The sequence below is a fragment of the Pseudomonas fluorescens genome, from assembly GCF_018614775.1.
GTDB lineage: Bacteria > Pseudomonadota > Gammaproteobacteria > Pseudomonadales > Pseudomonadaceae > Aquipseudomonas > Aquipseudomonas fluorescens_BY.
Genome location: NZ_JAGGOF010000001.1, coordinates 73,564 through 99,609 on the forward strand (window position 1 = coordinate 73,564; position 26,046 = coordinate 99,609).

The window sequence follows — 26,046 nt, forward strand, 5'->3', positions numbered from 1 at the left end:
TGATTAAACAAATTGGAACAATTGCTTCAGCCCAGCTCGATACGGTTACGTCCTGCACTTTTAGCCCGATATAACGCCTGATCGGCTCTTTTCAGCACGGTATCGCTGTGTTCTCCCGGTTTGAAGGCGGTCATGCCCATGGACACCGTGATCGTTACGGGCTCGCCCTTGAAATGAAAAGGACAGGCTTCGATGGCGGCGCGCAACGCCTCGGCCAGTTTGGTTCCGGCGGCCAATGGCGTGTCGGGCACCAGCAGGACAAATTCCTCGCCCCCGAAGCGGGCAATAAAATCGCCACCGCGCAGGCGTTTGCGCAGCACCGAGGCAATCAGCTTCAGCACCCGGTCACCGGCCAGGTGGCCGTAGTTATCATTGATGCGCTTGAAGTGGTCGAGGTCGAGCATGGCCAGCAGCAGGCTGTTACCGTGTTGCTGCCACTGGGCAACCTCCTGCTCAAGACGCTCGGTCCAGGCGGCACGGTTGGGCAGCCCGGTGAGGGGGTCGATGAGCGCTTTTTGTCGCTGCTCCTCCAGGTTCTCGCGAACGATCAGGGCATCCTGCTCCATCAATGCGACGCGTTCGGCCAGGCTTTTCAGGCGCGCCGAGACCTCCTGCTCGCGTTGATCGCGTTGCTTCTGATGCTGGTCCATTGTCCCCAGCAAGCCCTCAAGGTGGTTTTCAAGCACTTGCTTGAGGCCTTCCAGGTCATCGGCGTCCTGCACGCTGCTTTGCAGGCCGTCCACCTGTTCGCGAATCTGGGTGTCCATGTCCCGCGAGGCAGAAAGGTTGTCCGCATGGTCTTCACTGGCGGCGCGCAGGCTGTTCTGGAACGACTCCAGGCGATCGTTGAGGCGCTGCAGGTAGGCTTCGAACTCATGCTGGCCGCTGTCCGTGATCGCCAGCATGAGCACCGCCAGGTCGTCGAGAATCGGCAGTAATTCGTACCAGTTCAAACCATTTTGCAGTCTCTCCCGCATGGCTTCGGCTTGGGGGCGATGCCGCTCTGGCAGGGTCAGGTCCCCCAGCAGGCCCAGCAGGGTGTCTTCAATGTGCCGGGCGACCGAGCTGTAGGAGGGTTCCGGAGAGTCGGGCAGGGCGTATTGGGTGTCGACGCCTTCGGCGCCCCCCTCTGTTTCGCTGGGCCCGGCAGAGGACTGCTGGCTGTCGGGCTGGGCTGACGCGGGCTCTTGCAGGGTCAGCTCGTCGGGATTTTCCTGCGCGGGTAGGGGGGCTGGGTGCTCAACGACCGCAGGCCCGGTTGTTTCGTCCGGTTCGCTTGTTGGCTGGGCTATTTCGGATGCAGGCGCCGGCGCAGGCGTTTCAAGTTCAGTCGTCGGCACGGTGACAGCTAACGGTTCAGGCCTCGCTTGCGATGCGGGGGCTTGCTCTGCCATGCAGACTGATGTGTTTTCCGGTGCTGGTTCAACAGGCGCGACGTCTGTTGACCGGCGTAGCGGGGCCATTTCCGGCACGGGAACCGCATCGTTCGCTTGGGCAGGTTCTTGCCGGAGAGGCGCCGCTTCCTCTTGGCCCGGACCGCCAAACAACCGTTGCAGCAACCCCGGACGATGGGGTTCAGCAGGCGTTTCCAACGCACTCAGTGCCTTGCCTTGCAGGCCGCTCAACTCGCTAAGCAGCAACGGAATCTCTCGGGTCTGGCCGACGCGCTCCTCCAACCGCTTGGAAAATTTCTTCAGGGGCCGGCTGACTTCCTTCGGCAGCGGCAGGCTCTGCAACTGGGCCACGAGGGCCGTCAGCGCCGCGTTCATCTGCTCGACGCGGGTCTCGCGACGCTGTTCGGAATCGAGTACGGCTTTCTCCAGGCGCGGCAGCAAGGCCGCCAGGCCCGCATCCATGTCATCGGTGCGCACCACCTCGCGCATCTCTTTCATGCACTCATCGACCGCCCGATCAGAGCCCTCGGCAGCCAAGGTGCTGCGGACCAGGCCGCGACGCAGCAAGTCGAGCCGGGCATCCCAGCGACGCTCGAGCTTCTCCTGCTGTTCGATGCTCTTGAGGTACTTCTCTCTCCAGCGTTCGGCGTCGTCGCTCATTCATCGGGTCCGCGAGGGGCCGGGCTTAACGTGGGGAAGGCATCGGCCGTGAGCGAACCCGGCAAACGAATCTCGACCGCGACCGGCAGGTGATCGGAAATGGGTTGGGCCAGCACCTCGACGCGTTCAAGGGTCAGGGTCGGGCTCAACAGGATATGGTCCAGGCAGCGCTGGGGGCGCCAACTGGGGAATGTCGCTTGCAGTTGCGGAGCAAGCAGGCCGAGATCGCGCAGGGGCGAGGTTTGCAGCAAGTCACTGGCGTGGGTGTTCATGTCGCCCATCAGCACCTGGTGCTTGTAGGCGCCGATCAGCTCGCGAATGTAGGCCAGTTGCATCGTCCGGGTCCGAGCACCGAGGGCCAGGTGCATCATGACCACGACGAGCGCCTCCGGACCTTCGCCGAAACGTACCAGGATCGCCCCGCGGCCCTTGGGCCCCGGCAACGGATGGTCTTCGATCGCCCACGGCCGCAGGCGACTCAACACACCGTTGCTGTGCTGGCCGAGACGGCCGAGGTTGCGATTGAGTTGCTGGTACCAGTAGGGAAATGCGCCCAATTGGGCCAGGTGTTCCACCTGATTGACGAAGCCGGACCTGAGGCTACCGCCATCGGCCTCTTGCAGGGCCACCAGGTCGAAATCCTTCAGCAGGTCGCCGATTTTCTGCAGGTTACCGGCACGTCCGTTGTGGGGCAGCAAATGTTGCCAGCCACGGGTCAGGTAATGCCGGTAGCGCTCGGTGCTGATGCCCACCTGGATGTTGAAGCTGAGCAGCCGCAGACGGCTATCGGCAGGCAGGCCCGTGGACGTGACATGGTGCTCGTTGACCCGCGGTTCATGCAGGCCAACAAGGCGTTCGGTGCTCCAGCGGGCCATGGGCGTAGACCGCGCTTAGTTGGCGACAGCCTTGGTTTTCGCTCGCTCCTTGGCGATCAGTTGATTAGCCAGCTGCAAGGCTTGGTCTGCACCGCCGGCGGAGCCGATGTCAAAGCGATACTTGCCGTTGACGATCATGGTCGGCACGCCGGTGATTTCGTACTTCTTCGCAAGCTCCCTGGCCTTTTTGATCTGGCCCTGGATAGCGAAGGAGTCGAAGGTGGCCAGGAACTTGTCTTTATCAACGCCTTGGGTGGCGAGGAAGTCAGCCATGTCTTCTTTCTTGACCAGTTTCTTGCCTTCTTTCTGGATAGCGTTGAACACTGCCGCGTGAACCTTGTGTTCGACACCCATGGCTTCGAGGGTCAGGAACATCTGGCCGTGGGCGTCCCACGGGCCGCCGAACATGGCCGGGATGCGAACGAAATTGACGTCCTTGGGCAGCTTCTCGACCCATGGGTTGATGACGGGCTCGAACGCGTAGCAGTGCGGGCAGCCGTACCAGAACAACTCCACCACTTCGATCTTGCCAGGGGCCGCCACCGGAACCGGGTTGGTCAATTCAACGTAGGGTGCCTTCGCTTCGTCGGCGTTGGCTTGGGCGGCCATGCCGAACAGGCTGGCGACAACGAGCGCGGCGCTGGTGATCAGATTACGCATGCTTTACTCCTGGACAATTGGGGACCTCGCGAGGTGTGTTTTTCAGACAGGCCTTGGCGGGTTCAGTTTCGCTAGTGTAACGGCAGCGGCCACAAAAAAGGGCGGCCAAAGCCACCCTTTTGATGCTTGCATCGACAGATTAATCGAGCGTTAACGTCACAAGCGGCGTGCGCCCCTCGCAACGTCGTTCAACGACCTCAGTGCAGACCCTGGATGTAGCTGGCAACGGCTGCGATATCTTCGTCACTCAGCTTGCGAGCGATGGTGCGCATAGTCATCGCATCGCCGTCATTGGTGCGCCCCGCTTCTTCCTTGCGGAAGTCCGTGAGCTGCTTGGCCACGTATTGGGCATGCTGGCCGCCCAGGTGTGGGAACCCAGCCGGGGCGTTACCGGCGCCGTTAGGCGAGTGGCAACCGGTGCAGGCCGGCAGGCCTTTTTCCAGATCGCCGCCGCGAAACAGCTTCTCGCCGCGTGCCACGAGTTTTGGATCGGCAGCGCCAACGCTGCCTTTCTGGCTGGAGAAATACGCCGCGAGGTCCGCCAGGTCCTGGTCGCTCAGGTTGTTCAGCAGGCCGGTCATTTCCAGTACCGTGCGCTTGCCGGACTTGATGTCGTGCAGTTGCTTGTTCAGGTAACGCTCGCCCTGGCCCGCCAGTTTCGGAAAGTTGGGCGCCATGCTGTTGCCGTCCGGACCGTGGCAGGCCCCGCATACTGCCGCTTTCGCCTGACCGGCGGCGGCATCGCCAGCGGCGTGGGCTACACCGGTCATCCCCAAGGTCAACAGCAGACTCACGATCAGTTTGTTCATCAGCTAATCCAACTACGGCTAAGGGTTAAAGAGTTATGGACCGGGATCACTCGCTCATCCACTGGATGATTGCTCGGTAATCCTCGGCACTGCAGTCCATGCACAAACCACGCGGCGGCATCGCCTTGAAACCCTGGGTCACGTGTTGCACCAGCGTCTCCATACCTTTCGCCAACCTCGGCGTCCAAGCTTCCTGATCGCCTTTACGAGGCGCTGTGGGGAGTTGGCCGGAATGACAGGCACCACAAACACGGTTGTACACAGCTTCCGGATCCTGTGTAGCCTGAGCGCTGTAAAGCGGCATCAAGACACCGGCAGCTAGCAGCCATTTCGTCATAAAACGACCTTTTCAGGGTTGAGAGCGAGCTGCGTTCTAGTGCGCAATTTCGGTCGGTCGCTCCCGTGAGCTTCATCCTACGCTGGGACAAAGCGCACACAAAATCTGCGGCATTATATACTGGCGTCACTGAAACGGAAACGACACAGCTTGCCGCGTCCATTCCCGACGCCGCCCACATCGGAAATCCCATGCAACTGAAGAACCCCATCCTTGGCCTGTGCCAACAGTCCACCTTCATGCTCAGCGCTGCCAAAGTCGATCAATGCCCTGACGACGAAGGCTTCGAAGTGGCGTTTGCCGGGCGTTCCAACGCCGGTAAATCCAGCGCCCTGAACACCCTGACCCATGCGAGCCTGGCACGCACCTCGAAAACCCCGGGTCGCACGCAGCTCTTGAACTTCTTCAAGCTAGACGATGAACGCCGTTTGGTCGACCTGCCCGGCTACGGTTACGCCAAGGTGCCGATTCCGCTCAAGCAACACTGGCAGCGACACCTGGAAGCCTATCTGGGCAGCCGCGAGAGTCTGAAGGGTTTGATCCTGATGATGGACATCCGCCATCCGATGACCGACTTCGACCTGTTGATGCTGGACTGGGCCGTCGCCAGCGGCATGCCGATGCACATCCTGCTGACCAAGGCCGACAAGCTCACCTACGGCGCGGCCAAGAACACCTTGCTCAAGGTGCAGTCGGAAATCCGCAAAGGCTGGGGCGACGCGATCACCATCCAGCTGTTCTCGGCGCCCAAGCGCATGGGCCTGGAAGAGGCCTATACAGTGTTGGCCGACTGGATGGAATTGGCCGACAAGGGCAGCGAAGAGGCCGAATAAGCCAAATCGCAGGCAAAAAAAACCCCGGACTTCGTATGGGGAGGGGGAAGTTCGGGGTCCAAGTTCCGGACCGTTAGGGCGGGGTCCAGATATCTGCCAACACTTAACACAACATAGGAGCATTGAAGGGCTTCACCAGCCATTCAAAATCTCTGAGTAGCAATTCACGGGTTTAGTTCAGATTATTTTTGGAAATAACCGTAGGACTTTTCCAAACTGAAACCTTTCTGAACGGCGAAGCGTGCCTGTGGCGAGGGATAAAACCCTTCGCCACAAACCCTTTCAACATTCAGGCGTCTCAGTGCGCCTCGTCCCAGTTATTGCCCACGCCCACTTCCACCAGCAGCGGCACATCCAGTTTGGCGGCGCCGCTCATGTGCTGGCGAATTTGCGCACTGACCTGTTCTACCAGGTCTTCGCGCACTTCCAGCACCAGTTCGTCGTGCACTTGCAGGATGACCCTGGCCTCCAGGCCTGAGTTCGACAACCAGCGGTCCACGGCCACCATGGCTTTCTTGATGATGTCGGCGGCGGTGCCTTGCATCGGCGCGTTGATCGCGGTGCGCTCGGCGCCTTTGCGCAGGGCCGGGTTTTTCGCATTGATATCCGGCAAGTACAACCGACGACCGAAAATGGTTTCGACGAAACCCTGCTCGGCGGCCTGGGCGCGGGTGCGCTCCATGTATTCCAGCACACCCGGGTAGCGGGCGAAGTAGCGGTCGATGTAGGCCTGGGACTGCTTGCGGTCAACGCCGATCTGTTTGGCGAGGCCGAACGCGCTCATGCCGTATATCAAACCGAAGTTGATCGCCTTGGCGCTGCGGCGCTGGTCGTTGCTGACGGCGTCCAGCTCGACGCCGAACACCTCGGCAGCGGTGGCCCGGTGCACGTCCAGGTCATTGCGGAATGCATGAAGCAAGCCTTCATCCTTGGCCAGGTGCGCCATGATCCGCAGCTCGATCTGCGAGTAGTCCGCCGCCAGTAGCTTGTAGCCTTTGGGGGCAACGAACGCCTGACGAATCCGCCGGCCTTCGGCGGTACGGATCGGAATGTTCTGCAGGTTAGGGTCAATGGACGACAATCGCCCGGTCGCGGCGACGGCTTGCTGGTAGTTGGTGTGGACGCGGCCCGTGCGGCTGTTGATCTGCTCCGGCAGGCGGTCGGTGTAGGTGCTCTTGAGTTTGCTCAGCGAGCGGTACTGCATCAGCACCTTGGGCAGCGGGTAATCCTGCTCGGCCAGTTCGGCAAGCACCGCTTCGGCGGTGGACGCCTGGCCCTTGGCGGTTTTGCTGAGCACCGGCAAACCGAGTTTTTCATACAGGATCACGCCCAATTGCTTCGGCGAACCGAGGTTGAATTCCTCACCGGCGATGGCAAACGCCTCACGCTCCAGGGCCACCAGTTTTTCACCCAGCTCGACACTCTGCACGCCCAGCAGGTTGGCATCGACCAATGCGCCTTGGCGCTCGATCCGGGCCAGCACCGGCATCAGCGGCATTTCGATTTCATTGAGCACGTTGCCCAGGCTTGGCGTGGCAGTGAGTTTTTCCTGCAAGGCCTGATGCAGACGGAAGGTCACGTCGGCATCTTCGGCGGCGTAGGGACCGGCCAGCTCCAGGGAAATCTGATCGAAGGTCAGCTGCTTGACGCCTTTGCCGGCGATGTCCTGGAAATCGGTCTTGCTCTGGCCCAGGTACTTGAGCGCCAGGCTGTCCATGTCGTGGCGGGTCGCCGTGGAGTCCAGCACGTAGGATTCGAGCATGGTGTCGAAGGCGATGCCTTGAACCAGGATGCCGTTGTTCTGATCACCGCCGATGGCGCAGTTCGCCAGGATGTTGGTCTCGAACTTGGCGTGCTGGCCGACCTTGAGTTTGTTCGGGTTTTCCAGCAGCGGCTTGAGGGCCTTGAGCACCGTGTCGCGGTCCAGTTGCTCCGGCACGCCCATGTAGGAGTGGGTCAGCGGGATATAGGCGGCCTCGAACGGGGCAACGGCGAATGATAAGCCCACGAGTTGCGAATGCTGGGCATCGGTGCCATTGGTTTCGGTAACGAACGCAAACAGCGGCGCCTTTTCCAGTTTGGCCAGCCAGGCATCGAAGCTTGACTGGTCAAGAATGACATCGTACTTGGCCTCGGCACCCGGTAGCTCCTCAGCCACTTCGACGATTTCCTGACCGGAACGCTTGGCGTCCCGCTGGTTCTCGTCGAACCAGCTCTTGAATTCCAGCAGCGTGTACAGCTCGGCGAGTTTTTCGTGATCTGGCTCACCCATCTGCAGATCGTCGAGACCGATGTCCAGCGGCACGTCAGTCTTGATAGTCGCCAGTTCGTAGGAAAGGAACGCCATTTCCTTGTGCTCTTCAAGCTTGGCGGCCAGGGTCTTGGCGCCACGGATCGGCAACGTGGCAACGATGTCCAGTTGCCCGTAAAGCTCGGTCAGGCCGCCATTGACGCCCACCAGCAAGCCGGAAGCGGTCTTCGGCCCGATGCCCGGGACGCCCGGGATGTTGTCGGAGGAATCGCCCATCAGTGCCAGATAATCGATGATCTGCTCCGGAGCGACGCCAAATTTCTCCTTAACGCCAGCCACGTCCAGTGCGCTACCGGTCATCGTATTGACCAGAGTAATGTGCCCATCGACCAGCTGCGCCATGTCCTTGTCGCCGGTGGAGATCACCACCGGACGGTCGGCTGCGGCACTGCTGCGGGCCAGCGTGCCGATCACATCGTCGGCCTCGACGTTGTCCACGCACAGCAGCGGGAAGCCCAGGGCCTTGACGCTGGCGTGCAGCGGCTCGATCTGCACGCGCATGTCATCGGGCATGCTCGGACGGTTGGCCTTGTATTCGGCGTACAACGCATCGCGAAACGTCCCACCCTTGGCGTCGAACACCACGGCGAAGGGGCTGTCCGGATACTGCTTGCGCAGGCTCTTGAGCATGTTCAGCACGCCCTTGACCGCGCCGGTCGGCAGGCCTTTGGAAGTGGTCAGCGGTGGCAGCGCGTGAAAGGCGCGGTACAGATAAGAAGAACCGTCCACCAGGACGAGGGGGGCTTGGCTCATGAGCAGGATCAACCTTTTCGGCGGGTCCGGGGCTAGAATAGCGGGACCGTTGACGACAAAGGGACAAGGTTATCATGCGCACACTCAATCGCCTGTTACTGGCTGGCTTGTTTGCAATCGTTCCGTTGGCCGTCATGGCTGCGGACGATGCGCCGACGCCGGAGCCGGAAGTCACGATCCACACGGAAGGGGACAAGGTCATCCAGGAATACCGCCAGAACGGCTTCCTGTACGCGATCAAGGTCACGCCCAAGGGCGCACCGCCGTACTTCCTGGTGCGCGCAGACGGGACCGATGCAAACTTCATCCGCTCGGACCAGCCGGATATGCTGATTCCGTCCTGGAAAATCTTTGAGTGGAAGTAGTTTCTTAACTTTAACCGGCGTCGCTCAAAACGCGGCGCCAGAACTGAGCAGTTTTTAACCATGTCTGTGTTTACCCCCTTGACTCGGCCCGAGCTGGAAACTTTTCTCGTCCCTTATGGGCTCGGCCGCCTGCTTGACTTCCAGGGGATCGCCGCCGGTAGCGAAAACACCAATTTCTTTATCAGCCTGGAGCAAGGCGAATTCGTCCTGACCCTGATCGAGCGCGGCCCGGTACAGGAAATGCCGTTCTTCATCGAACTGCTCGACGTGCTGCATGACGCCGACCTGCCGGTGCCTTACGCCTTGCGCACCACCGACGGCGTCGCGTTGCGGGAACTGGCCGGCAAACCGGCGCTGCTGCAACCGCGCCTGGCGGGTAAGCACATCAAGCAGGCCAATGCCCAGCATTGCGCCCAGGTCGGTGAGTTGCTGGCGCACCTGCACCTCGCCACCCGCGACAACATGATCAAGCGCAGGACCGATCGCGGCCTGGACTGGATGCAGGAGGAGGGCGCGAAGCTGCTGGCGCACCTCGACGCCGAGCCCCGACGACTGCTGGAAGCGGCGCTGGAAGAGATCAAGCGGGAAAAGGTCGGCATCCTGGCGCTGCCCCGCGCCAACATCCACGCAGACCTGTTCCGCGACAACGCGATGTTCGAAGGCACGCACCTGACCGGGCTGATCGACTTCTACAACGCCTGTTCCGGCCCGATGCTGTATGACGTCGCCATTGCCTTGAACGACTGGTGTTCGGATGACGACGGCGTGCTCGACGGCGCCCGGGCACGAGCGCTGCTGGGGGCCTACGCAGCGCAGCGACCGTTCACTGCCGCCGAGGCCGCGCTATGGCCAACGATGCTGCGTGTGGCGTGCGTGCGGTTCTGGTTGTCGCGGTTGATTGCCGCTGAGTCATTTGCCGGCCAGGATGTGTTGATTCACGATCCGATGGAATTTCAGCAGCGGTTGGCGCAGCGGCAGGACGTTCATACACGGTTGCCTTTTGCCCTTTAAACAGCATCGCGGGCAAGCCATGCTCCCACAGACCAGTGTTTATTTCTGTGGGACAGGGCTTGCCCGCGATCAGGGTCACCGCCAATCAAGCGTTACAACGACTCCAGACACCCCGCCAAATCACTCCCCAACTTTTCCAACAACTGCTCATACCCTTGCGCCGTTGCCGGGGTATAGCCGCCCAGTGCATCCAGTTCCGCCAACTTCACCGGTAACCCGGCCACCAGGGTTTCGGCCAGGCGGGGGCGCAGGGGCGGTTCGCTGAAGACGCAGGTCTTGCCCACGGCTTGCAAGCGCGTGCGCATGGCTGCGACGTGCTGGGCGCCGGGCTGGACTTCGGCGGCCACGGCGAAAACGCCGGCGTGCTTGAGGCCGTAGTGGTCCTCGAAGTAGTCGAACGCTTCGTGGAAGACGAAATACGGCTTGCCGGCGATCCCGGCCAGACGGGCCTTGAGGCGCGTGTCCAGGGCGTCGAGACGCTGGTTGAAGCCGGCGAGGTTGCTCTGATAGCGGGCTGCGTTGGCCGGGTCGGCAGCGCTCAAGTCGGCCGCCATCTTGGCGGCGATCACCCGGGCGTTGATCGGTGAAAGCCACAGGTGCGCGTCGATCGTGCCGGGGCGGTGGTCATGATCGTGTTCGTCGCCATCCTCGTCGGTATGGGATTGGCTGTCCTCGGCAAAATGCCGCAATGTGAGCCCGGGCAGATCCTGTACCGCCACCGAAGGCTGCGTACGACCGTTCAGCACCCGTGGTAGGAAACCTTCCATGTCGGGGCCGATCCAGTAGAGCAGCTCCACCGATTGCACCTTCCGTACGTCGGATGGCCGCAAGGCGTAATGGTGAGGCGAAGCGCCTGGCGGCAACAGCACCTCGGGAACGGCCACGCCGTCCTGCACAGCAGCGGCGATCAGCTGCAACGGCTTGATGCTGGTGAGGACCTTGACGTCAGCCTGGGCCGGGCCGATCAGTAGAGCACTGGCGACAAAAGCGACAAAGAGCGAAAAAAATCGGGACACGGTGACCACTCGAAGAGGCGGGAACGGGTAACATAATAACGTCTCTCACAGAACTCGTCGCTGCCCATGCCTATTACACCCCTTGCCAGCCGTCCCCACGATCACTCCCACTGCGTGCACAGCGCGCTGTCCGAGGCCGATACCATCTGCGCACGTCAGGGGTTGCGCCTGACCGCCTTGCGTCGCCGTGTGCTGGAACTGGTCTGGCAAAGCCACAAGCCGCTGGGCGCCTACGACATCCTGGCGGTGCTCAGCGAGCAGGACGGTCGCCGTGCCGCGCCGCCGACGGTTTATCGGGCGCTGGATTTCCTGCTGGAGAACGGCCTGGTGCACCGCATTTCGTCGCTCAATGCCTTCGTCGGCTGCAACCATCCGGAGCACGCCCACCAAGGCCAGTTCCTGATCTGCCGCGAATGCCACGCCGCCATCGAGCTTGAACAGAAGTCCATCAGCGATGCCATCGTCGCCAGCGCCAAGGATGTGGGCTTCGTGGTCGACACCCAGACCGTCGAAGTAGTCGGCCTCTGCTCCGGTTGCCAGGGGGCCTGATGAGCAACGCCTTGATCCGCCTCGAACAGGTGGCCGTGACGTTCGCCGGGCAGAACGTGTTGGATAACATCCACCTCAGCGTCGAGCCGGGGCAGATCGTGACCCTGATCGGTCCCAACGGCGCCGGCAAGACAACGCTGGTGCGCGCCGTGCTGGGTTTGCTCAAGCCGGACAGCGGCAACGTCTGGCGCAAACCGAAGCTGCGGATCGGCTACATGCCGCAAAAACTCCACGTCGACCCGACGTTACCACTGTCGGTCCTGCGTTTTCTGCGCCTGGTGCCTGGCGTGGATCGCCAGCGGGCCTTGGCGGCGCTCAACGAAGTCGGCGCCGAACAGGTCATCGATAGCCCGGTACAAAGTGTCTCCGGCGGCGAGATGCAGCGGGTGCTGCTGGCCCGCGCCCTGCTGCGCGAGCCTGAGCTGCTGGTGCTCGACGAGCCGGTACAAGGCGTCGATGTGGCGGGGCAGGCCGAGTTGTACAGCCTGATCACCCGCCTGCGCGACCGTCACGGCTGTGGCGTGCTGATGGTGTCCCATGACCTGCACCTGGTGATGAGCACCACCGATCAGGTGGTCTGCCTCAACCGCCATGTCTGCTGTTCCGGGCACCCCGAGCAGGTCAGCGGCGACCCGGCGTTCGTCGAGCTGTTCGGCAAGAACGCACAAAGCCTGGCGATTTATCACCACCACCATGACCACGCCCACGACCTGCACGGTTCGGTGGTCATCGGTGCACCTGTGACACCCCATGTTCATGGAGATGGCTGCAAGCATGGCTGATTTTCTGTTGTACGCCCTGCTCGCAGGCCTGGCCCTCGCGCTGGTGGCCGGGCCCCTGGGCTCGTTCGTGGTCTGGCGGCGCATGGCCTATTTTGGCGACACCTTGTCCCACGCGGCGTTGCTTGGCGTGGCGCTGGGGTTTCTACTGGACGTGAGCCCGGCGGTGGCCGTGACTGTTGGCTGCCTGTTGCTGGCGGTGGTGCTGGTGACGTTACAACAGCGCCAGCCGCTCGCGTCCGACACACTGCTGGGCATTCTGGCGCCGAGCACCTTGTCCCTCGGGCTGGTGGTCCTGAGCTTCATGCACGATGTGCGCATCGACCTGATGGCCTACCTGTTCGGTGACCTGTTGGCAATCAGCCCGACGGACCTGGCGTGGATCCTTGGGGGCAGCGCGGCGGTACTGGCGTTGCTGGTGGCGCTGTGGCGTCCATTGCTAGCCGTCACAGTGCACGAAGAGCTGGCGCGGGTCGAAGGCCTGCCGGTGGCCAGCCTGCGCCTGGCGCTGATGCTGTTGATCGCAGTGGTCATCGCCGTGGCCATGAAAATCGTCGGTGTGTTGCTAATTACGTCGTTGCTGATCATTCCAGCCGCTGCGGCACAGCGTCACGCCCGCTCGCCGGAGCAGATGGCCCTGGGTGCGAGCCTGCTGGGCATGCTCGCGGTGTGTGGCGGGCTGGCCCTTTCCTGGTTCAAGGACACCCCGGCCGGCCCGTCGATCGTGGTCAGTGCCGGCGCGTTGTTTCTGCTGAGTTTTGTCCTGCCCCGCCGGGGGGTGTAGACTTGCTCGCTTTTTGCGCAAATAGAGAGTCGCAGGAATGAAGCCGTTCGCCTCCCGTTATCTGCTCCTTGTCGCACTTTCGGTGCTACTGGGCGCCTGCCAGAGTACGCCGCCGGTCACCGAGGCCCCCGACACCCGGGGCCCGGCCATCGCGCAGCTGGAACAAAGCCTGGCCGCCAATGAGCTGGCCACCGCTGAAGATCAACTGGCCACCTTGCAAGCCCAGTCACCTGAAGATGCGTCGCTGGAGCCCTTCCAGCGCCAGTTGGCCGAGGCGTATCTGCGCCGCAGCCAGATCGACCTGCAAAAGGGTGATGTAAACGCTGCCGCGACGGCCCTGAGCCGCGCCCGGGCGTTGATGCCCAAGGCACCAGCGCTCACTGGCGAGGTCAACAGCGCGATTGCCGAGGCCCGCAAGGCTGATCTGGATAAAGCCGAGGCTGCTCTGAAGGCTGCCGAAGCCAAACCGGTTGCCAAGCTGATCGATCCTAGCGCCGAGAGCACCACCATCCAGCTCAATATCGCCGATATCCAGCAAATGCGTCGGCAACTCGATGCCATTGCCGCTGATGTGGTGGCTTACCAGTGCGACGTCAGTATCCAGGCACCGCGTACCGATGATTATCCGTGGTTGGCGAACCTGCTGACCAAGCGGGTTAAAAAGCTCGACCCGGGGTTTGATCTGAAGGTGCGCAAGCAGATTCTGCGCAGTGTGCCGGCGCAGTTGGTGCTCACTCCGCGCAAGTCCTAAAAGCATCGCGAGCAGGCTCGCTCCCACAGGGGGGTTTGTGTCGGATACAGAATTCGTATCCACAACAAAGCCCTTGATGGGGGCGAGCCTGCTCGCGATAGCGGTGGGTCAGCCAGAAAAGATGTGACTGTAAAGCCGCCTTCGCGGGCAAGCCCACTCCCACAGTGGAACGGCGGTGTGCTCGGGCTCTGTGGCCGACACAAAACCCTGTGGGAGCGAGCCTGCTCGCGATGGCGTCCTACTAGCCACCAGAACTTCTCAGACGACCATCAAGCCGGAATCGCCTTGGCCTTGGGCTCCCGCGCCCAGACCCGGTGTTGGGCAATCGCATCGAAGAATGCCTGGAACTTGCCAGCATCCGCGTCCGGAATCAGCCCCGCATCCGCCTCCAGCTTCAACAACACCAGCAATTGCCGGGCTTCGCCATTCAGGGCAATCGCCTTCAGGTGTTTGTAGGCTTCAAGCACGTAATGCAGTGCCACCCCATCGGCACTCATGGCCTCGATCGATTGCGCGCCACCCGGTACGAACACCGCATCAAAGGCAATCGACGGCATTCCTTCCATGGACGCATCGACCGGCAGCGTCTGCCCGTCGGCAGTGGTGACCGGCGCAGAGGTCGGCCCCAGCACTTTGGCATGGGCGCCCTCGGCCTTCAGGGCCTGCTTGAGCGCATCGATGATCGCCCCATCGACACCGTTCGCCACCAGCACCGCGACCTTGCGGGTCTTGATGTCTCCAGACAACAGGTTCGCCTGGCTCAAGGCCGGGGACTGCTCCAGCGAAGGCGTCGGTACATCCACGGTGCAGGCGGTGGGTGCCGGCAAGCCGAGGTTCTTCGCCACGCGCCCGGCCAGTTCCAAGTCGATGTTGGCAAGGATCTCGTTGACCTGCCGCGCCCGGATGAACTCCCGCTCCACTTTACCCAGCTCGAAGCTGTAGGCGGCGATGATGTGCTCTTGCTCGTGAGGGCTCATGCTCTTGTAGAACAGCCGCGCCTGAGAGAAGTGATCGCCGAATGATTCGCTGCGCTGGCGGATCTTGTGGGCATCGATGCGCTCCGGATAGCTCTCGAAACCACCGTCCTGCGGACCAGGCGGGGTTTCCTTCGGCCAGCCTCCGTCGATCGAGTTTGGCTCGTAGGAGGTCCGTCCCTTGTCGATGGTGCTGCGGTGCATGCCGTCGCGCTGGCCATTGTGCACCGGGGTGATGGCACGGTTGATCGGCAGCTCATGAAAGTTCGGCCCACCGAGTCGGCTGATTTGCGTATCGGTGTAGGAAAAGAGTCGGCCTTGCAGCAACGGGTCGTTGGAAAAGTCGATGCCCGGCACGATATGCCCAGGGCAGAAGGCGACTTGCTCGACTTCGGCGAAGAAATTGTCCGGGTTACGGTTCAACACCATCTTGCCCAGCGGCGTGATCGGCACCAGCTCCTCGGGGATGATCTTGGTCGGGTCGAGCAGGTCGAAGTCGAATTTATGCTCGTCTTCCTCGGCGACGATCTGCACGCCGAACTCCCATTCCGGGTAGTCGCCCATCTCGATCGCTTCCCACAAATCGCGACGGTGGTAATCAGTGTCTTTACCCGCCAGCTTCTGGGCTTCGTCCCACACCAGCGAACAGGTGCCAACCTTGGGCCGCCAGTGGAATTTGACGAAGCTGCTGCGGCCTTCGGCGTTGATCATGCGGAACGTGTGCACGCCAAAACCTTGCATGCTCCGCAGGCTTTTGGGGATGGCCCGGTCGGACATCGCCCAGATCACCATATGGGCCGATTCCGGCACCAGCGAGACAAAATCCCAGAAGGTGTCGTGGGCCGAGCCGCCGGTAGGGATCTCGTTGTGGGGTTCGGGTTTTACCGCATGGACGAAGTCCGGAAACTTGATTGCGTCCTGAATGAAAAACACCGGCATGTTGTTGCCCACCAGGTCGAAGTTGCCTTCGTCGGTGAAGAACTTCACGGCAAAGCCGCGCACGTCGCGCACGGTGTCACCGGAACCGCGCGGCCCCTGCACCGTGGAAAAGCGCACGAACACCGGCGTCTTTTTGCTCGGGTCCTGTAGGAAACCGGCCTTGGTGAGTGCCGAATGCGCCTCATAACACTGAAAATAACCATGGGCCCCGGTACCACGGGCGTGAACGATGCGCTCCGGAATGCGCTCGTGGTCAAAATGCGTGATCTTTTCACGCATGATGAAGTCTTCCAGCAGCGAGGGCCCACGAGCCCCAGCGCGCAGGGTGTTCTGGTTGTCGGCGATCTTCACGCCCTGATTGGTGCGCAACGCCTGTTCGGTGGCGTCGGTACGAAACTGTTCCAGGCTGTCGAGCTTGGCGTTGGTGTTGCCGCGATCCAGGGTGTCGGTCCCGGCCAGTTGGCTCTTGGTACCGGCGGGCTTGTCGATGCTCATCAGGCGTAACTCCTCTTTGCGATCTGTGGCTGCTTTAGGAGTGACCGACGCCGTTTCGCTGCGTTCCTTTTTTGTGTCCTTTGATCGTCTTATTGCCAAATCACTGGTCCAATCGCAAATAAATGCTAAGAACCTCTATACGGACAGGCTAAAATGCGCGCCCGGCTAACCGCTGATCCTTTTCCAACGCGCCCCACAAGGTTCGCTACGTGATCGAGTTTCAAAACGTCCATAAAACCTACCGGGTTGCCGGTAAGGATATCCCCGCCCTGCATCCGACCAATCTGAGGATTGAGAACGGTCAGGTCTTCGGCCTGATCGGCCATTCCGGTGCGGGAAAAAGTACCCTGCTGCGTCTGATCAATCGCCTGGAAGACGCCAGCGGCGGCAAAATCATCGTCGATGGCGAGGAAGTCACCGCCCTGGACGCAGGCGGCCTGCGCCGCTTCCGCCAACAGGTCGGAATGATCTTCCAGCACTTCAACCTGCTGGCCTCCAAGACCGTCGCCGACAACGTCGCGCTGCCGCTGACGCTGGCCGGTGAATTGTCCCGCAACGAAATCGACCTGCGGGTTGCCGAGTTGCTGGCGCGGGTGGGCTTGTCCGACCACGCCAAAAAATACCCGGCGCAATTGTCCGGCGGCCAGAAGCAGCGCGTCGGCATCGCCCGCGCCCTGGCGACCAAGCCGAAGATTCTGCTGTGCGACGAGGCCACCAGCGCCCTCGACCCGCAGACCACCGCCTCGGTGCTGCAACTGCTGGCCGAGATCAACCGCGAGCTGAAGCTGACCATTGTGCTGATCACCCATGAAATGGACGTGATCCGCCGGGTTTGCGATGAAGTGGGCGTGATGGACGCCGGCGTCATCGTCGAGCAGGGCCCGGTGGCCGAGGTGTTCCTGCATCCAAAACACCCGACCACCAAGCGTTTCGTCCAGGAAGACGAGCAAGTCGACGAAGGCGAACAGCGCGACGATTTTGCCCACGTACCCGGGCGCATCGTGCGTCTGACGTTCCAGGGCGACGCGACCTACGCGCCATTGCTCGGCACCGTCGCCCGGGAAACCGGCGTGGACTACAGCATCCTGGCCGGTCGCATCGACCGCATAAAGGACACCCCCTACGGGCAACTGACCCTCGCCATTACCGGCGGTGACATGGAGGCGGCGTTCGCCCGCTTCACCGCGGCCGATGTCCACATGGAGGTGCTGCGCTGATGGACCTGTTGAATTCATTCTTCGCCAACATCGACTGGCTGGAAATCTGGCTGGCCACCGGCGACACCTTCCTGATGCTGTTCGGTTCGCTGCTGTTTACCGTACTGCTCGGCCTGCCGTTGGGGGTGCTGCTGTTCCTGTGCAGCCCACGCCAACTGCTCGAGGCCCGCGGCGTTTATGCGCTGCTGTCGCTGATCGTCAACATCCTGCGCTCGCTGCCGTTCATCATCCTGTTGATCGTGATGATCCCGTTCACGGTGTTGATCACCGGCACCTCGCTGGGCGTAGCCGGGGCGATTCCACCGCTGGTGGTGGGCGCCACACCGTTCTTCGCTCGCCTGGTGGAAACCGCCCTGCGCGAAGTCGACCGCGGCATCATCGAAGCGACCCAGGCCATGGGCGCCACGACCCGGCAGATCATCGTCAACGCCTTGCTGCCGGAAGCCCGTCCGGGCATCTTTGCAGCGATAACGGTGACAGCGATTACGCTGGTGTCCTACACGGCCATGGCCGGTGTGGTAGGTGCCGGTGGCTTGGGCGACCTGGCGATCCGGTTCGGCTACCAGCGTTTCCAGACCGATGTCATGGTCGTGACGGTGGTGTTGCTGCTGGTGCTGGTTCAGGTCCTGCAAACCGTGGGCGACAAACTGGTTGTGCATTTCTCTAGAAAATAAGGCCTCGCGCCTCATAAACCATGAGCCAGCCATTCGCTGGCAGGCGCCGAGAACGGGCGCCCGAAAAGGAGTTAGCTGAATGAAGAAGTTACTGGTTGCCCTCACTGCCGCTGCAGCGTTTTCCGCCCACGCCGACACCCTGACCGTCGCCGCGACGCCGGTGCCCCACGCGGAAATCCTCGAGTTTGTCAAACCGGCCCTGGCCAAAGAAGGCGTGGACCTCAAGGTCAAGGTCTTCACCGACTACATCCAGCCCAACGTGCAAGTCGCCGAAAAACGCCTGGACGCCAACTTCTTCCAGCATCAGCCGTACCTGGATGAATTCAACAAGGCCAAGGGCACGAACCTGGTGAGCGTGGCCGGCGTGCACCTGGAGCCCCTGGGCGCGTACTCCAGCAAATACAAGAAACTCGAAGAACTGCCCGGCGGCGCCAACGTGGTCATCCCCAACGACGCCACCAACGGCGGCCGTGCACTGTTGCTGCTGGCGAAGGAAAAATTGATCAAGCTGAAGCATCCCGAGGATATCCTGTCGACCACCAAGGACATCACCGAGAACCCGAAAGACCTGAAATTCCGCGAACTGGAAGCCGCGACCATTCCGCGCGTGCTGACCCAGGTCGACTTGGCGTTGATCAACACCAACTACGCGCTGGAAGCCAAGCTCGATCCGTCCAAGGATGCGCTGGTGATCGAAGGCAGCGACTCGCCTTACGTGAACATCCTGGTGGCGCGTGAAGACGACAAGGACAGCGAGGCGATGAAGAAGCTGGTGGCTGCGTTGCATAGCCCGGAAGTGAAGGCGTTTATTCTGGAGAAGTACAAAGGCGCTGTGCTGCCGGCGTTCTGATCTGATCGGGTGGTGAAAAAAACGGGCCTGCGTGGGAATGCAGGCCCGTTTTTTTTGCACTCATGATAAATTCCCAGCCGCGACCTCTAATCAATAGAGGGCATTCAGGGAGAGATGTGAGTGATCAAGTCTTTGTTGGTTGGGGCATTGCTGGCAATGGCATCAGCATCGGCATTTGCGATGAGTTGCGATAACCCTCGAAACGCCTATGACAGAACCTATTGCGCGTCGTTGAAAATGGTCCAGTCGGATCAGGAAATCAACGATCAATACAAGAAGACGATGAGTGCGCTGAACCCGGAACAAAAGAAAAAGGTGAAAGCCGCTCAGATCCAGTGGATCAAGGTTCGCGACAACGCCTGTTCCAACGACGGCCTGCTCTACCTGGACTGTGCCAACGAGAAGACCGAAGCGCGTATCGTCATACTCAAGGCTGTCGAGCGCGAGTGCCGTGCTGCCGGTTGCGACGACGCCAAGCTGTCGCAGGTCGAGTAACCCGGCCAAGGGCAGCTGACATTTATCGCTAAGAAGAAGCGATAGGACAGAGCGAAAAGTCTTACCAAACAACCCGACGTAAAGCGTCGGGTTTTTTCTTTGGCGGGCTCACCCGCTATCGCGGCTCAACCCTCGACCATGACACGCCATGTCTGGACGCTGGGGCGCTCCTGCATCCTGGCGTGCCAGGCTCGCAGTGCGGCACATTCTTCAGGAACGGGGAGCTGCACCAACGCGGCGAAGATCATGCCGCCCAGTACCGCAATGTCCGCCATCGAAAAGGCGTCGCCCGCCACGAAGGGTTGGTCTTTGAGCAGGTTGTCGAAATAGCGCATGCCACGGACCGCCTTGTCGCCCATCCGGCGCCCCCATTCAGCGTTCTGGTACAGCTCGACCTGCGGACCGAGGCCCGGTGTGGCGTGGTGGAAGTAGACGCTGACGGCATCGAGGAATTCGATTTCGGCCCGCTTGGTCATCATATGGATGATGCCCTGTTCGAGCGGCGTCCTGCCCGTCAGCGTCGGATCTCCGGCCAGGCCATCCAGGTACTGGGTAATGGCCGTGCACTCCGCGATCCGCGTTCCGTCGTCCAGCTCCAGTACGGGCAACGTTCCGGAGTAGTTGATCGCCAGGAATTCAGGTTTTTTGTGCTCGCCGGTCCACAGATTGACCGGCACGAATTCAACGTTCGGCAACAGGCCCTTTTCCGCCAGCGCGATGCGTACCCGGGCGGGGTAGGGGCCGTTGAACCAATCGTAGATTTTCAGCGTGGAAGTCGCTGGAGAAGCGTCACTGCGTTGCTGTGGAGCGGTCATGATTTTGTCCCTGCCTGTCAGTTGGTAGGCAAAGACTGGACCGGATTTTCGATACCGTCAAGCCCCTACCTGACAATTGGCAGGTAGGCGGTTATGCGCGTAGAATCCCTGCCTCTGATCCATTTGAATCTCGAAGCGAGGTAGCAACGTGAACGAAAATGCTCGAGAAGCCATCTTGGCGGCAGCGAAAGCCGCTGCTCAACTGCACGGTTACAGCGGGATCAATTTCCGTACCATTGCCGACCAGGTGGGTATCAAGAACGCCAGCATCTACTACCACTTTCCGAACAAGGCCGGCCTGGCCGCGGCGGTGGCTGAACGCTACTGGCAGGACGCGCTGCGCATGCTTGAAGAGATACGCGCCGCCCATGCCGATCCGAAGGCGTGCGTGCGGCTTTACCCCTCCATTTTTCGAAAGTCGCTTGAGGACGGCAACAGGCTTTGTCTGTCCAGCTTCATGGCCGCCGAATACGAAGACCTTCCCGAGGAGGTGTCGCGAGAAATCAGGGCTTTTGCGGACGTCAACGTGACATGGCTCGCCCAGATGTTGGCAGAGGCTGGAACAGGCAGTGCAGAAGAATGTGAACGCCGAGCCCGCGCCATTTACACCGCTGTGGCGGGTGCTCAGTTAATCGCGCGAACCCGGGCGGATGTCGGTCTGTTCGATGATCTGATTTTGAGCTACCGGGAAGCAGGATTGATTCCGGCCTGATCTTTTAAAAAATGATCACACGAGCTGTCTGTAGGAAGGATTAGGGCTGCTTCGCAGCCAGCGGGAGCAAGCGCCCTCGCCACGGGTTCTGGTCGGGCCTTGGTTGTAATTCAGTTGTTTGCATTAGTGGCAGGGTGCCACAATCGTTTTTTTCAGCTGCATCACGATCAGGTGGATCACATGGATGGCCCAGGATCTCGGAAAGGCCAGGATTCGTTCATAGCCGAGCAGGTGCGAACGGACCGATTGCAGCAGCTGTTTCGCCAATCCGTCTCAGCAGTGTTTGGCAGTTATCTCGCCGCCATCATGCTCAGTGCGCTGTGTTGGGACCGTTTCGATCACAGCGTCATTCTTTGGTGGCTGGCGATACTGACCGGCTCGACACTGCTGCGCCTCTCAATGTTCATCGCCTACTTTCGCAGCGCGAAAAGCGAACGCACGCCCAGACGCTGGGAGCGCAAATACTGGATCACCTTGGTGCTCTCCGCCAGCATCTGGGGTGGCGGCGTATTCATTGCCATGCCGCCGGATGATCTGTTATCGCAAGCGCTGGTCATGCTTTTTACCGTCGGGATGTCGGTCAGCGCGGTGTCCTGCTACTCGGCCTATCGCGACATGACCCTCGCCTCCATTGGCCTCGTCCTGTTGCCATGCACCGCGTGGCTGCTGTTTCAACCGTCCACGATTCAAGTCGGCATGGCCCTCTCGATCCTGGTGTTCGCCGCCTTTGCCGCCCGCGCCACACGGAAAATGTCCAACGCCCTGGAAACCGCCTTTCGCCTCACCCGTGAAATGGAACAGGCCAACAGCATCTCAACCCGCGCCGCTCAAACCGATGAACTGACCGGCCTGAAGAGCCGACGCGCGTTTTTCGATCATGCCCAACGTCTCTACGAGGAATGCGAAGCCAATCGGCTGGGGTTGTGTGCGGTGATGCTGGACATGGATCACTTCAAGCACATCAACGACACCTACGGCCATCAGGTGGGGGATCAGGTGCTGCGGCAAATGGGGGCGGTGATCAGCTCGTCGTTTCGGGCGACGGATATTCATGGCCGGCTGGGTGGGGAAGAATTCGCCATTTTGCTTCCGGATACGTCCATAGATGTTGCCATCGGGATTGCAGAAGCGCTGATCGAGACGATTGTCGGCTTGATGATCGAGCCGGTTCACCGGGTAACGGCCAGCCTTGGCGTGGCGTCGACGGAGGCAGGGTATAAGGATTTGCATAGCTTGATGAATAATGCGGATAAGGCGTTGTATCGGGCGAAGGCGTTGGGGCGCAATCAGGTGGCGGTGGCGCAGTAGGGGTGGATCTACCCAGAGCGAGAACCAAAAACCGCCCATTCGGCGGTTTTTTTATGTCGATGGAACTCAGGCTTTAGCGCCGGCGAGTCTGCCAACGGGCTCAAGCTCCTTGCCTTTGGCGAGGCTAACCGACAAAAACTGGCGTTCCATACTGGTTGCGCTACCAGCCAGACGGCGGGCTTCGGCTTCGTACTGAGCGCCAAGCGACGGCTTCGGAGTGCGCTTAGAAGCTTTCATGGAAGACCTTGACATTAGGATTGGGGTTCATGTTATGTCTCGTTAACTGCGATGACAAGGCGCCGCTGGTTATCAAAATCGAAGCCCAGGCGTTGATACCAGAGGATGGCGCCGGGGTCAGGCTCAAAAACCTCGATCTCGCGTAGCTTCAGCATTCGCGCGTATCGGCCGATCGCAATCAAAACCAAACCGGCAACTTCTCCCTTTAACGGGTGGGTGGCATCTGGCTTGCCCTCCAGAAGGACGACCTTGATGGACAAGGTGCTCGATTTGGGCGTGGCAAAGCAAAGACCGCATAGTTCACGCTCATACCACAGAGAAAGGTCAAACGCTTTCCCGTCATAACTCTTCCAGCTGGGTATGTCCTCCCATGGATAACGTTGGCACCTGAGCCCCATAGATAGCATTGATCCAGCGCCTCCAGGGTTATCGGCTCGTACCTTATCTGTTCAGCATCGATACCTTTTTCTGCCAGTGCCCCGGGATCATCCATCAAAAACTCCTTAGCGAGCCGCATTGCGGTCGAGCGGAATACCTGATGTTTAAAGTCGTTAACGCGTGGTCGTTTCATGTGGTGGAGTACGGTGATGGGCAATGGCAGGAAAACGATAGGGCCCGGGAGCGCGAGCCATACAATCAGGCGGGGGCTGGCGTAGTTGTAGGCAAAGGCGCCAGGATGTGTGGGCTGGGGAAGGCCATGGTCAGAAGTTGGACAAAGTCCCGAAGGCGCATACGATCCGTGGCGATGGAGCTTGCTCCCGCTCGGCGGCGCAGCCGTCGTCAACCGGCTGAATCGGTTCAACCGGACGAATGCGGAAACCTGTTAGGGCAGTGCCATCATTCAGGGGGTGTAGGCGCCTTCGCCACATGAATCAAACCAAGCGGGGCCGCATATGAATGCGACCCCGTTTTTGTAAGCTCGGAATCGATTAGCGAGATGGTCAGCCTGAGCGCCGGCGATAGCGCTTCAGCGGAGGGCTTTGACACGCTGGCGCACTGAATTTGCGCAGGAGAGTCGTCCCCCACTTACGCAATAACCTCGGTGTGCGTATTGCTTGAGATCTGCTGCCCTAGCTGTGTGGCTGCTTGCAGCGCCTGGTTTGGGTCTTCGGTTTCGCTGTTCAGTAACAGTTGCGAGTTAATCACTTGTGCCCCGCAGTAATCGAAAATCCCATGATCGATCTGCGTCTTCATTGCGGCCGCATAGCCGTATCGCGCGTAAGTCGCTGTATCGGCACCACCAATACCGACCAAGTGAACGCTCAGATGCGAAAGTTTCTTAACCAGAGTGCTCTGCAGGTTGAAGTCAAACGCCCAGCCATTTGAAAACACCCGGTCTATCCACCCCTTCAATAGCGCGGGCATGGCCCACCAGTAAACTGGATACACCAGGATCAGGGTATCAGCACGGTCGACTCTGGCTTGCTCCACCTGCACATCTTTAGAGGGTTGCACCTTTGCGCGATGCACGGCCAAGTCTGCTTCGGTGAAGCGCGGATCGAAGCCTTCCCGTGCAAGGTCGGCTATCTCGAACGTGTGTTGTGCTCCTGCCAGGCTGATGCCTTTGGCTATGTGCGAGGCGACGGCGTGAGTAAGCGAGTCAGCCTCTGGGTGCGCGACGACGATGAGTGTATGCATTGGGGGGCCTCCTGGATGGATTGGACAGCTGGATTGACATCTATATACTTTTAGTAAGTCTTATCGATAAGTTACTAATGGTATATAGAGATGTCAAGAGATAAGCCCGCCCTCATCGACGGACAGCCCAAGGCCCGTCGTCGGTTAACCAGAGAGGAGCGACTGCGCCAGTTGCTGGACGTGGCTTGGCAATTGGTTAGCAATGAAGGCACAGAAGCGCTGACGCTCGGCAGGCTTGCCGAACAAGCGGGTGTGACTAAGCCGGTGGTTTATGACCATTTCGTGAGTCGTTCAGGGTTGCTCGCCGCGCTGTATAAAGATTTCGATCAGCGTCAGACCTCAATCATGGATGCCGCCGTGGAGGCCAGCGAGCCGACGCTCATAGGAAGAGCCGGCGTCATCGCATCGTCTTATGTCGACTGCGTGCTACGTCAAGGCCGAGAGATACCCGGTGTAATCGCGGCGTTGGCCAGCTCGCCGGAATTAGAAAAAACCAAGCGAGAATATGAAGCGATCTTCCTGAGCAAGTGTCGCAGGATATTTTTGCCATACGTGGGTGCCGGAGAACTTAAACCAGCCAGTTTGCACGCAATGCTAGGCGCCGCTGAAGCGCTTTCAAATGCCGCAGCCTGTGATGAGATAACGGCCGAAGCGGCTAAAGAAGAGTTGTTCGCAGTGATCGTCGCGATGGTTGCCAGGAGCGCCCAGGCTGAGGTTTCTGGCTAAATTTTAGTGCAATCGTGGCGGGCGATATCCCATGTTCCAGCAGTGTATCGCTAGAGATAATTGAGATATGTGCGTGCTTTGGCCGGCCGCTTCTGGCCGGAAGCTGCCCCTTGCAGTTTGTCACGGTCCTTATGCGACGTTCGACCGGAGCGATAGTAAGGTCATAAAGCAAAACCCGACAGAAGATGTCGGGTTTCGCTTAATGGGTGAATATTTACCTACTATCGCGCCTCTACGTTATCCAACACTCGATTCGCGATCAACGAACTCAGCTCGATCAATTGCTGAATCCCGAGGGCAACATGACGGCGTGAGCCTTCCAGATCGAAAGCAAGGTCGTTGACCATGGCGTCAGCCGAGGCCAGGGTTTCGGTGAGGTTGGCGAGCAGGCTTTCGTTGTCGAGGTCTTTTACGACGGTGAAGATCTGGCCCGGTTGGGGATCGTCGGGTTTCTTTTCTTTGGGTGAGAGATAGAAATCCAGGGCGCGCTCGGCGGCTTCGTCGAGCTTTTTGGTCTTGGGTTTTGTACGCGGGGAAGCTTGGTCCGCTTCCGGAGGGTTTGGAGTTACTTTGAACATAAGCTGGAATCCTTCAGTTAGGCCGCAACCTCTTCCCTACTAAAAGAAGGGGTGGCGGCTGTACGCAGGTTAGTAGACCGGGGATTCCAGCATTGCCGGCGCGCCGAAGCGCCCTGCGCACAGCCACCATCAAGAACAGGAATTGAGATACCTGCCTGAATGGAACTCATGCATCTTGCGGGAAAACCACGGGCTACTAAACCCGACCACTGATGGGCAGTGGCAGGAAGACAATAGAACCCGGAGGCAAGGTGCACAAGCGGGCGGATTCTGGCGTAGTTGTAGGTAAAGGCGCAAGGATGTGTGGGGTAGTGGTCGGTTGGGAGCGGTGTAATAAACAGGGTTCGGATTGAAAGGTGTTTTTGCCTGCTGGAGGACGGTTTAAGCGATTTATCTGTAGGAATGCGGGGCTGGCCGCCCGGCGGGAGCTCCCTCGCCATAGGTGGTGCAGGTCAATTTAATGTGTGTCGTCTGATAGGGCGCTATCGCGAGCAGGCTGAA

The 26,046-nt window shown here is 60.3% G+C and carries 26 protein-coding genes; 14 read left to right on the plus strand and 12 right to left on the minus strand.

What is annotated here, in order from left to right; translation table 11 throughout:
- Positions 1 to 26 precede the first annotated feature (26 nt).
- From J7E36_RS00350 to J7E36_RS00370, 5 genes are all read right to left on the minus strand, one after another.
- Positions 27 to 2,054, minus strand: coding sequence for a GGDEF domain-containing protein (locus J7E36_RS00350; RefSeq protein WP_214998772.1), 2,028 nt, complete (start codon positions 2,052 to 2,054; stop codon positions 27 to 29).
- Entirely contained in the window at positions 2,051 to 2,929 is an 879-nt protein-coding gene (locus tag J7E36_RS00355) for an endonuclease/exonuclease/phosphatase family protein (protein ID WP_214998774.1), read from the minus strand. Before J7E36_RS00355 ends, J7E36_RS00350 begins: the two co-directional genes overlap by 4 nt.
- A 15-nt stretch (positions 2,930 to 2,944) precedes the next feature.
- Positions 2,945 to 3,589: a thiol:disulfide interchange protein DsbA/DsbL gene (locus J7E36_RS00360; RefSeq protein ID WP_214998776.1), complete on the minus strand. Its 645-nt coding sequence runs from the start codon at positions 3,587 to 3,589 to the stop codon at positions 2,945 to 2,947.
- Between the two features lie 197 nt (positions 3,590 to 3,786).
- Positions 3,787 to 4,398: a c-type cytochrome gene (locus tag J7E36_RS00365; RefSeq protein ID WP_214998778.1), complete on the minus strand. Its 612-nt coding sequence runs from the start codon at positions 4,396 to 4,398 to the stop codon at positions 3,787 to 3,789.
- 46 nt (positions 4,399 to 4,444) lie between these two features.
- Positions 4,445 to 4,735: a c-type cytochrome gene (locus J7E36_RS00370; RefSeq protein WP_003177141.1), complete on the minus strand. Its 291-nt coding sequence runs from the start codon at positions 4,733 to 4,735 to the stop codon at positions 4,445 to 4,447.
- A 191-nt stretch (positions 4,736 to 4,926) separates the two neighbouring features.
- Between J7E36_RS00370 and yihA the strand changes: the two genes are divergently transcribed.
- Complete coding sequence (yihA, locus tag J7E36_RS00375; protein ID WP_003196227.1) at positions 4,927 to 5,568, plus strand: ribosome biogenesis GTP-binding protein YihA/YsxC; 642 nt, start codon at positions 4,927 to 4,929, stop codon at positions 5,566 to 5,568.
- A 298-nt stretch (positions 5,569 to 5,866) separates the two neighbouring features.
- Here yihA and polA read toward each other — a convergent pair whose 3' ends face one another.
- Positions 5,867 to 8,632: a DNA polymerase I gene (polA, locus tag J7E36_RS00380; RefSeq protein WP_214998779.1), complete on the minus strand. Its 2,766-nt coding sequence runs from the start codon at positions 8,630 to 8,632 to the stop codon at positions 5,867 to 5,869.
- Between the two features lie 74 nt (positions 8,633 to 8,706).
- On the opposite strand from polA, the gene J7E36_RS00385 reads away from it, so the two are divergent.
- Positions 8,707 to 8,997: a DUF2782 domain-containing protein gene (locus J7E36_RS00385; RefSeq protein ID WP_214998780.1), complete on the plus strand. Its 291-nt coding sequence runs from the start codon at positions 8,707 to 8,709 to the stop codon at positions 8,995 to 8,997.
- A gap of 60 nt (positions 8,998 to 9,057) precedes the next feature.
- The gene (locus J7E36_RS00390) at positions 9,058 to 10,008 is read left to right on the plus strand and encodes a homoserine kinase (RefSeq protein ID WP_214998781.1); all 951 of its coding nucleotides are present in this window, start codon (positions 9,058 to 9,060) and stop codon (positions 10,006 to 10,008) included.
- Positions 10,009 to 10,100: 92 nt separating this feature from the next.
- Here the strand turns inward: J7E36_RS00390 and J7E36_RS00395 are convergent, their stop codons facing one another.
- Positions 10,101 to 11,024, minus strand: coding sequence for a zinc ABC transporter substrate-binding protein (locus tag J7E36_RS00395; protein ID WP_214998782.1), 924 nt, complete (start codon positions 11,022 to 11,024; stop codon positions 10,101 to 10,103).
- Between the two features lie 66 nt (positions 11,025 to 11,090).
- Between J7E36_RS00395 and zur the strand changes: the two genes are divergently transcribed.
- The 4 genes from zur to J7E36_RS00415 are packed head-to-tail and all read left to right on the plus strand — an operon-like array spanning position 11,091 to position 13,887.
- Positions 11,091 to 11,573, plus strand: coding sequence for a zinc uptake transcriptional repressor Zur (gene zur / locus J7E36_RS00400; RefSeq protein WP_214998783.1), 483 nt, complete (start codon positions 11,091 to 11,093; stop codon positions 11,571 to 11,573).
- Positions 11,573 to 12,355, plus strand: coding sequence for a zinc ABC transporter ATP-binding protein ZnuC (gene znuC, locus J7E36_RS00405; protein ID WP_214998785.1), 783 nt, complete (start codon positions 11,573 to 11,575; stop codon positions 12,353 to 12,355). Before zur ends, znuC begins: the two co-directional genes overlap by 1 nt.
- Positions 12,348 to 13,136, plus strand: a complete 789-nt coding sequence (gene znuB, locus J7E36_RS00410; protein WP_214998787.1) for a zinc ABC transporter permease subunit ZnuB — start codon at positions 12,348 to 12,350, stop codon at positions 13,134 to 13,136. The genes znuC and znuB overlap by 8 nt, the downstream gene beginning before the upstream one ends.
- Positions 13,137 to 13,173: 37 nt before the next feature.
- A complete protein-coding gene (locus J7E36_RS00415) occupies positions 13,174 to 13,887 on the plus strand; it encodes a PA5502 family lipoprotein (protein WP_214998788.1) in 714 nt (237 codons plus the stop codon).
- A 269-nt stretch (positions 13,888 to 14,156) separates the two neighbouring features.
- On the opposite strand, the gene katE is transcribed toward J7E36_RS00415, so the two are convergent.
- Positions 14,157 to 16,394, minus strand: a complete 2,238-nt coding sequence (gene katE, locus J7E36_RS00420) for a catalase HPII (RefSeq protein WP_269216565.1) — start codon at positions 16,392 to 16,394, stop codon at positions 14,157 to 14,159.
- 110 nt (positions 16,395 to 16,504) lie between these two features.
- On the opposite strand from katE, the gene J7E36_RS00425 reads away from it, so the two are divergent.
- The 4 genes from J7E36_RS00425 to J7E36_RS00440 all read left to right on the plus strand — a co-directional run bounded on the left by J7E36_RS00425 (position 16,505) and on the right by J7E36_RS00440 (position 19,531).
- Positions 16,505 to 17,512, plus strand: a complete 1,008-nt coding sequence (locus J7E36_RS00425; RefSeq protein ID WP_214998789.1) for a methionine ABC transporter ATP-binding protein — start codon at positions 16,505 to 16,507, stop codon at positions 17,510 to 17,512.
- The gene (locus J7E36_RS00430) at positions 17,512 to 18,186 is read left to right on the plus strand and encodes a methionine ABC transporter permease (RefSeq protein WP_214998790.1); all 675 of its coding nucleotides are present in this window, start codon (positions 17,512 to 17,514) and stop codon (positions 18,184 to 18,186) included. Before J7E36_RS00425 ends, J7E36_RS00430 begins: the two co-directional genes overlap by 1 nt.
- 79 nt (positions 18,187 to 18,265) lie before the next feature.
- Positions 18,266 to 19,036: a MetQ/NlpA family ABC transporter substrate-binding protein gene (locus J7E36_RS00435; protein ID WP_214998791.1), complete on the plus strand. Its 771-nt coding sequence runs from the start codon at positions 18,266 to 18,268 to the stop codon at positions 19,034 to 19,036.
- Between the two features lie 120 nt (positions 19,037 to 19,156).
- Entirely contained in the window at positions 19,157 to 19,531 is a 375-nt protein-coding gene (locus tag J7E36_RS00440) for a lysozyme inhibitor LprI family protein (protein WP_214998792.1), read from the plus strand.
- 125 nt (positions 19,532 to 19,656) lie between these two features.
- On the opposite strand, the gene J7E36_RS00445 is transcribed toward J7E36_RS00440, so the two are convergent.
- The gene (locus tag J7E36_RS00445; RefSeq protein WP_214998794.1) at positions 19,657 to 20,346 is read right to left on the minus strand and encodes a glutathione S-transferase; all 690 of its coding nucleotides are present in this window, start codon (positions 20,344 to 20,346) and stop codon (positions 19,657 to 19,659) included.
- Between the two features lie 148 nt (positions 20,347 to 20,494).
- Between J7E36_RS00445 and J7E36_RS00450 the strand changes: the two genes are divergently transcribed.
- Together J7E36_RS00450 and J7E36_RS00455 are read left to right on the plus strand one after the other, a co-directional pair.
- Entirely contained in the window at positions 20,495 to 21,058 is a 564-nt protein-coding gene (locus J7E36_RS00450; protein ID WP_214998796.1) for a TetR/AcrR family transcriptional regulator, read from the plus strand.
- A 180-nt stretch (positions 21,059 to 21,238) separates the two neighbouring features.
- Complete coding sequence (locus J7E36_RS00455; RefSeq protein WP_214998798.1) at positions 21,239 to 22,366, plus strand: GGDEF domain-containing protein; 1,128 nt, start codon at positions 21,239 to 21,241, stop codon at positions 22,364 to 22,366.
- Positions 22,367 to 22,635: 269 nt separating this feature from the next.
- On the opposite strand, the gene J7E36_RS25145 is transcribed toward J7E36_RS00455, so the two are convergent.
- Both J7E36_RS25145 and J7E36_RS00465 read right to left on the minus strand, forming a co-directional pair.
- Positions 22,636 to 22,863 carry a hypothetical protein gene (locus tag J7E36_RS25145; RefSeq protein WP_231286434.1) on the minus strand — a complete coding sequence of 76 codons (228 nt, stop codon included), beginning with the start codon at positions 22,861 to 22,863 and terminating at the stop codon, positions 22,636 to 22,638.
- A gap of 766 nt (positions 22,864 to 23,629) precedes the next feature.
- Positions 23,630 to 24,241 (minus strand): NAD(P)H-dependent oxidoreductase, encoded by a 612-nt coding sequence (locus J7E36_RS00465; RefSeq protein WP_214998800.1) that lies wholly within the window; start codon positions 24,239 to 24,241, stop codon positions 23,630 to 23,632.
- Between the two features lie 90 nt (positions 24,242 to 24,331).
- Between J7E36_RS00465 and J7E36_RS00470 the strand changes: the two genes are divergently transcribed.
- Positions 24,332 to 24,967 (plus strand): TetR/AcrR family transcriptional regulator, encoded by a 636-nt coding sequence (locus tag J7E36_RS00470; protein WP_214998802.1) that lies wholly within the window; start codon positions 24,332 to 24,334, stop codon positions 24,965 to 24,967.
- 221 nt (positions 24,968 to 25,188) lie between these two features.
- On the opposite strand, the gene J7E36_RS00475 is transcribed toward J7E36_RS00470, so the two are convergent.
- Positions 25,189 to 25,545 (minus strand): DUF6124 family protein, encoded by a 357-nt coding sequence (locus J7E36_RS00475; RefSeq protein WP_214998804.1) that lies wholly within the window; start codon positions 25,543 to 25,545, stop codon positions 25,189 to 25,191.
- Positions 25,546 to 26,046 lie beyond the last annotated feature (501 nt).

Coding starts and splice junctions, on each gene's coding strand:
- znuB (WP_214998787.1), top strand. CDS start 12,348: ATGGCTGATTTTCTGTTGTACGCCCTGCTCGCAGGCCTGGCCCTCGCG.
- J7E36_RS00475 (WP_214998804.1), bottom strand. CDS start 25,545: ATGTTCAAAGTAACTCCAAACCCTCCGGAAGCGGACCAAGCTTCCCCG.
- znuC (WP_214998785.1), top strand. CDS start 11,573: ATGAGCAACGCCTTGATCCGCCTCGAACAGGTGGCCGTGACGTTCGCC.
- J7E36_RS00370 (WP_003177141.1), bottom strand. CDS start 4,735: ATGACGAAATGGCTGCTAGCTGCCGGTGTCTTGATGCCGCTTTACAGC.
- J7E36_RS00355 (WP_214998774.1), bottom strand. CDS start 2,929: ATGGCCCGCTGGAGCACCGAACGCCTTGTTGGCCTGCATGAACCGCGG.
- J7E36_RS00390 (WP_214998781.1), top strand. CDS start 9,058: ATGTCTGTGTTTACCCCCTTGACTCGGCCCGAGCTGGAAACTTTTCTC.
- J7E36_RS00430 (WP_214998790.1), top strand. CDS start 17,512: ATGGACCTGTTGAATTCATTCTTCGCCAACATCGACTGGCTGGAAATC.
- J7E36_RS00470 (WP_214998802.1), top strand. CDS start 24,332: ATGTCAAGAGATAAGCCCGCCCTCATCGACGGACAGCCCAAGGCCCGT.
- J7E36_RS00445 (WP_214998794.1), bottom strand. CDS start 20,346: ATGACCGCTCCACAGCAACGCAGTGACGCTTCTCCAGCGACTTCCACG.
- J7E36_RS00360 (WP_214998776.1), bottom strand. CDS start 3,589: ATGCGTAATCTGATCACCAGCGCCGCGCTCGTTGTCGCCAGCCTGTTC.
- J7E36_RS00385 (WP_214998780.1), top strand. CDS start 8,707: ATGCGCACACTCAATCGCCTGTTACTGGCTGGCTTGTTTGCAATCGTT.
- J7E36_RS00415 (WP_214998788.1), top strand. CDS start 13,174: ATGAAGCCGTTCGCCTCCCGTTATCTGCTCCTTGTCGCACTTTCGGTG.
- J7E36_RS00435 (WP_214998791.1), top strand. CDS start 18,266: ATGAAGAAGTTACTGGTTGCCCTCACTGCCGCTGCAGCGTTTTCCGCC.
- J7E36_RS00365 (WP_214998778.1), bottom strand. CDS start 4,398: ATGAACAAACTGATCGTGAGTCTGCTGTTGACCTTGGGGATGACCGGT.
- zur (WP_214998783.1), top strand. CDS start 11,091: ATGCCTATTACACCCCTTGCCAGCCGTCCCCACGATCACTCCCACTGC.
- J7E36_RS00455 (WP_214998798.1), top strand. CDS start 21,239: ATGGATGGCCCAGGATCTCGGAAAGGCCAGGATTCGTTCATAGCCGAG.
- yihA (WP_003196227.1), top strand. CDS start 4,927: ATGCAACTGAAGAACCCCATCCTTGGCCTGTGCCAACAGTCCACCTTC.
- polA (WP_214998779.1), bottom strand. CDS start 8,632: ATGAGCCAAGCCCCCCTCGTCCTGGTGGACGGTTCTTCTTATCTGTAC.
- J7E36_RS00465 (WP_214998800.1), bottom strand. CDS start 24,241: ATGCATACACTCATCGTCGTCGCGCACCCAGAGGCTGACTCGCTTACT.
- J7E36_RS00350 (WP_214998772.1), bottom strand. CDS start 2,054: ATGAGCGACGACGCCGAACGCTGGAGAGAGAAGTACCTCAAGAGCATC.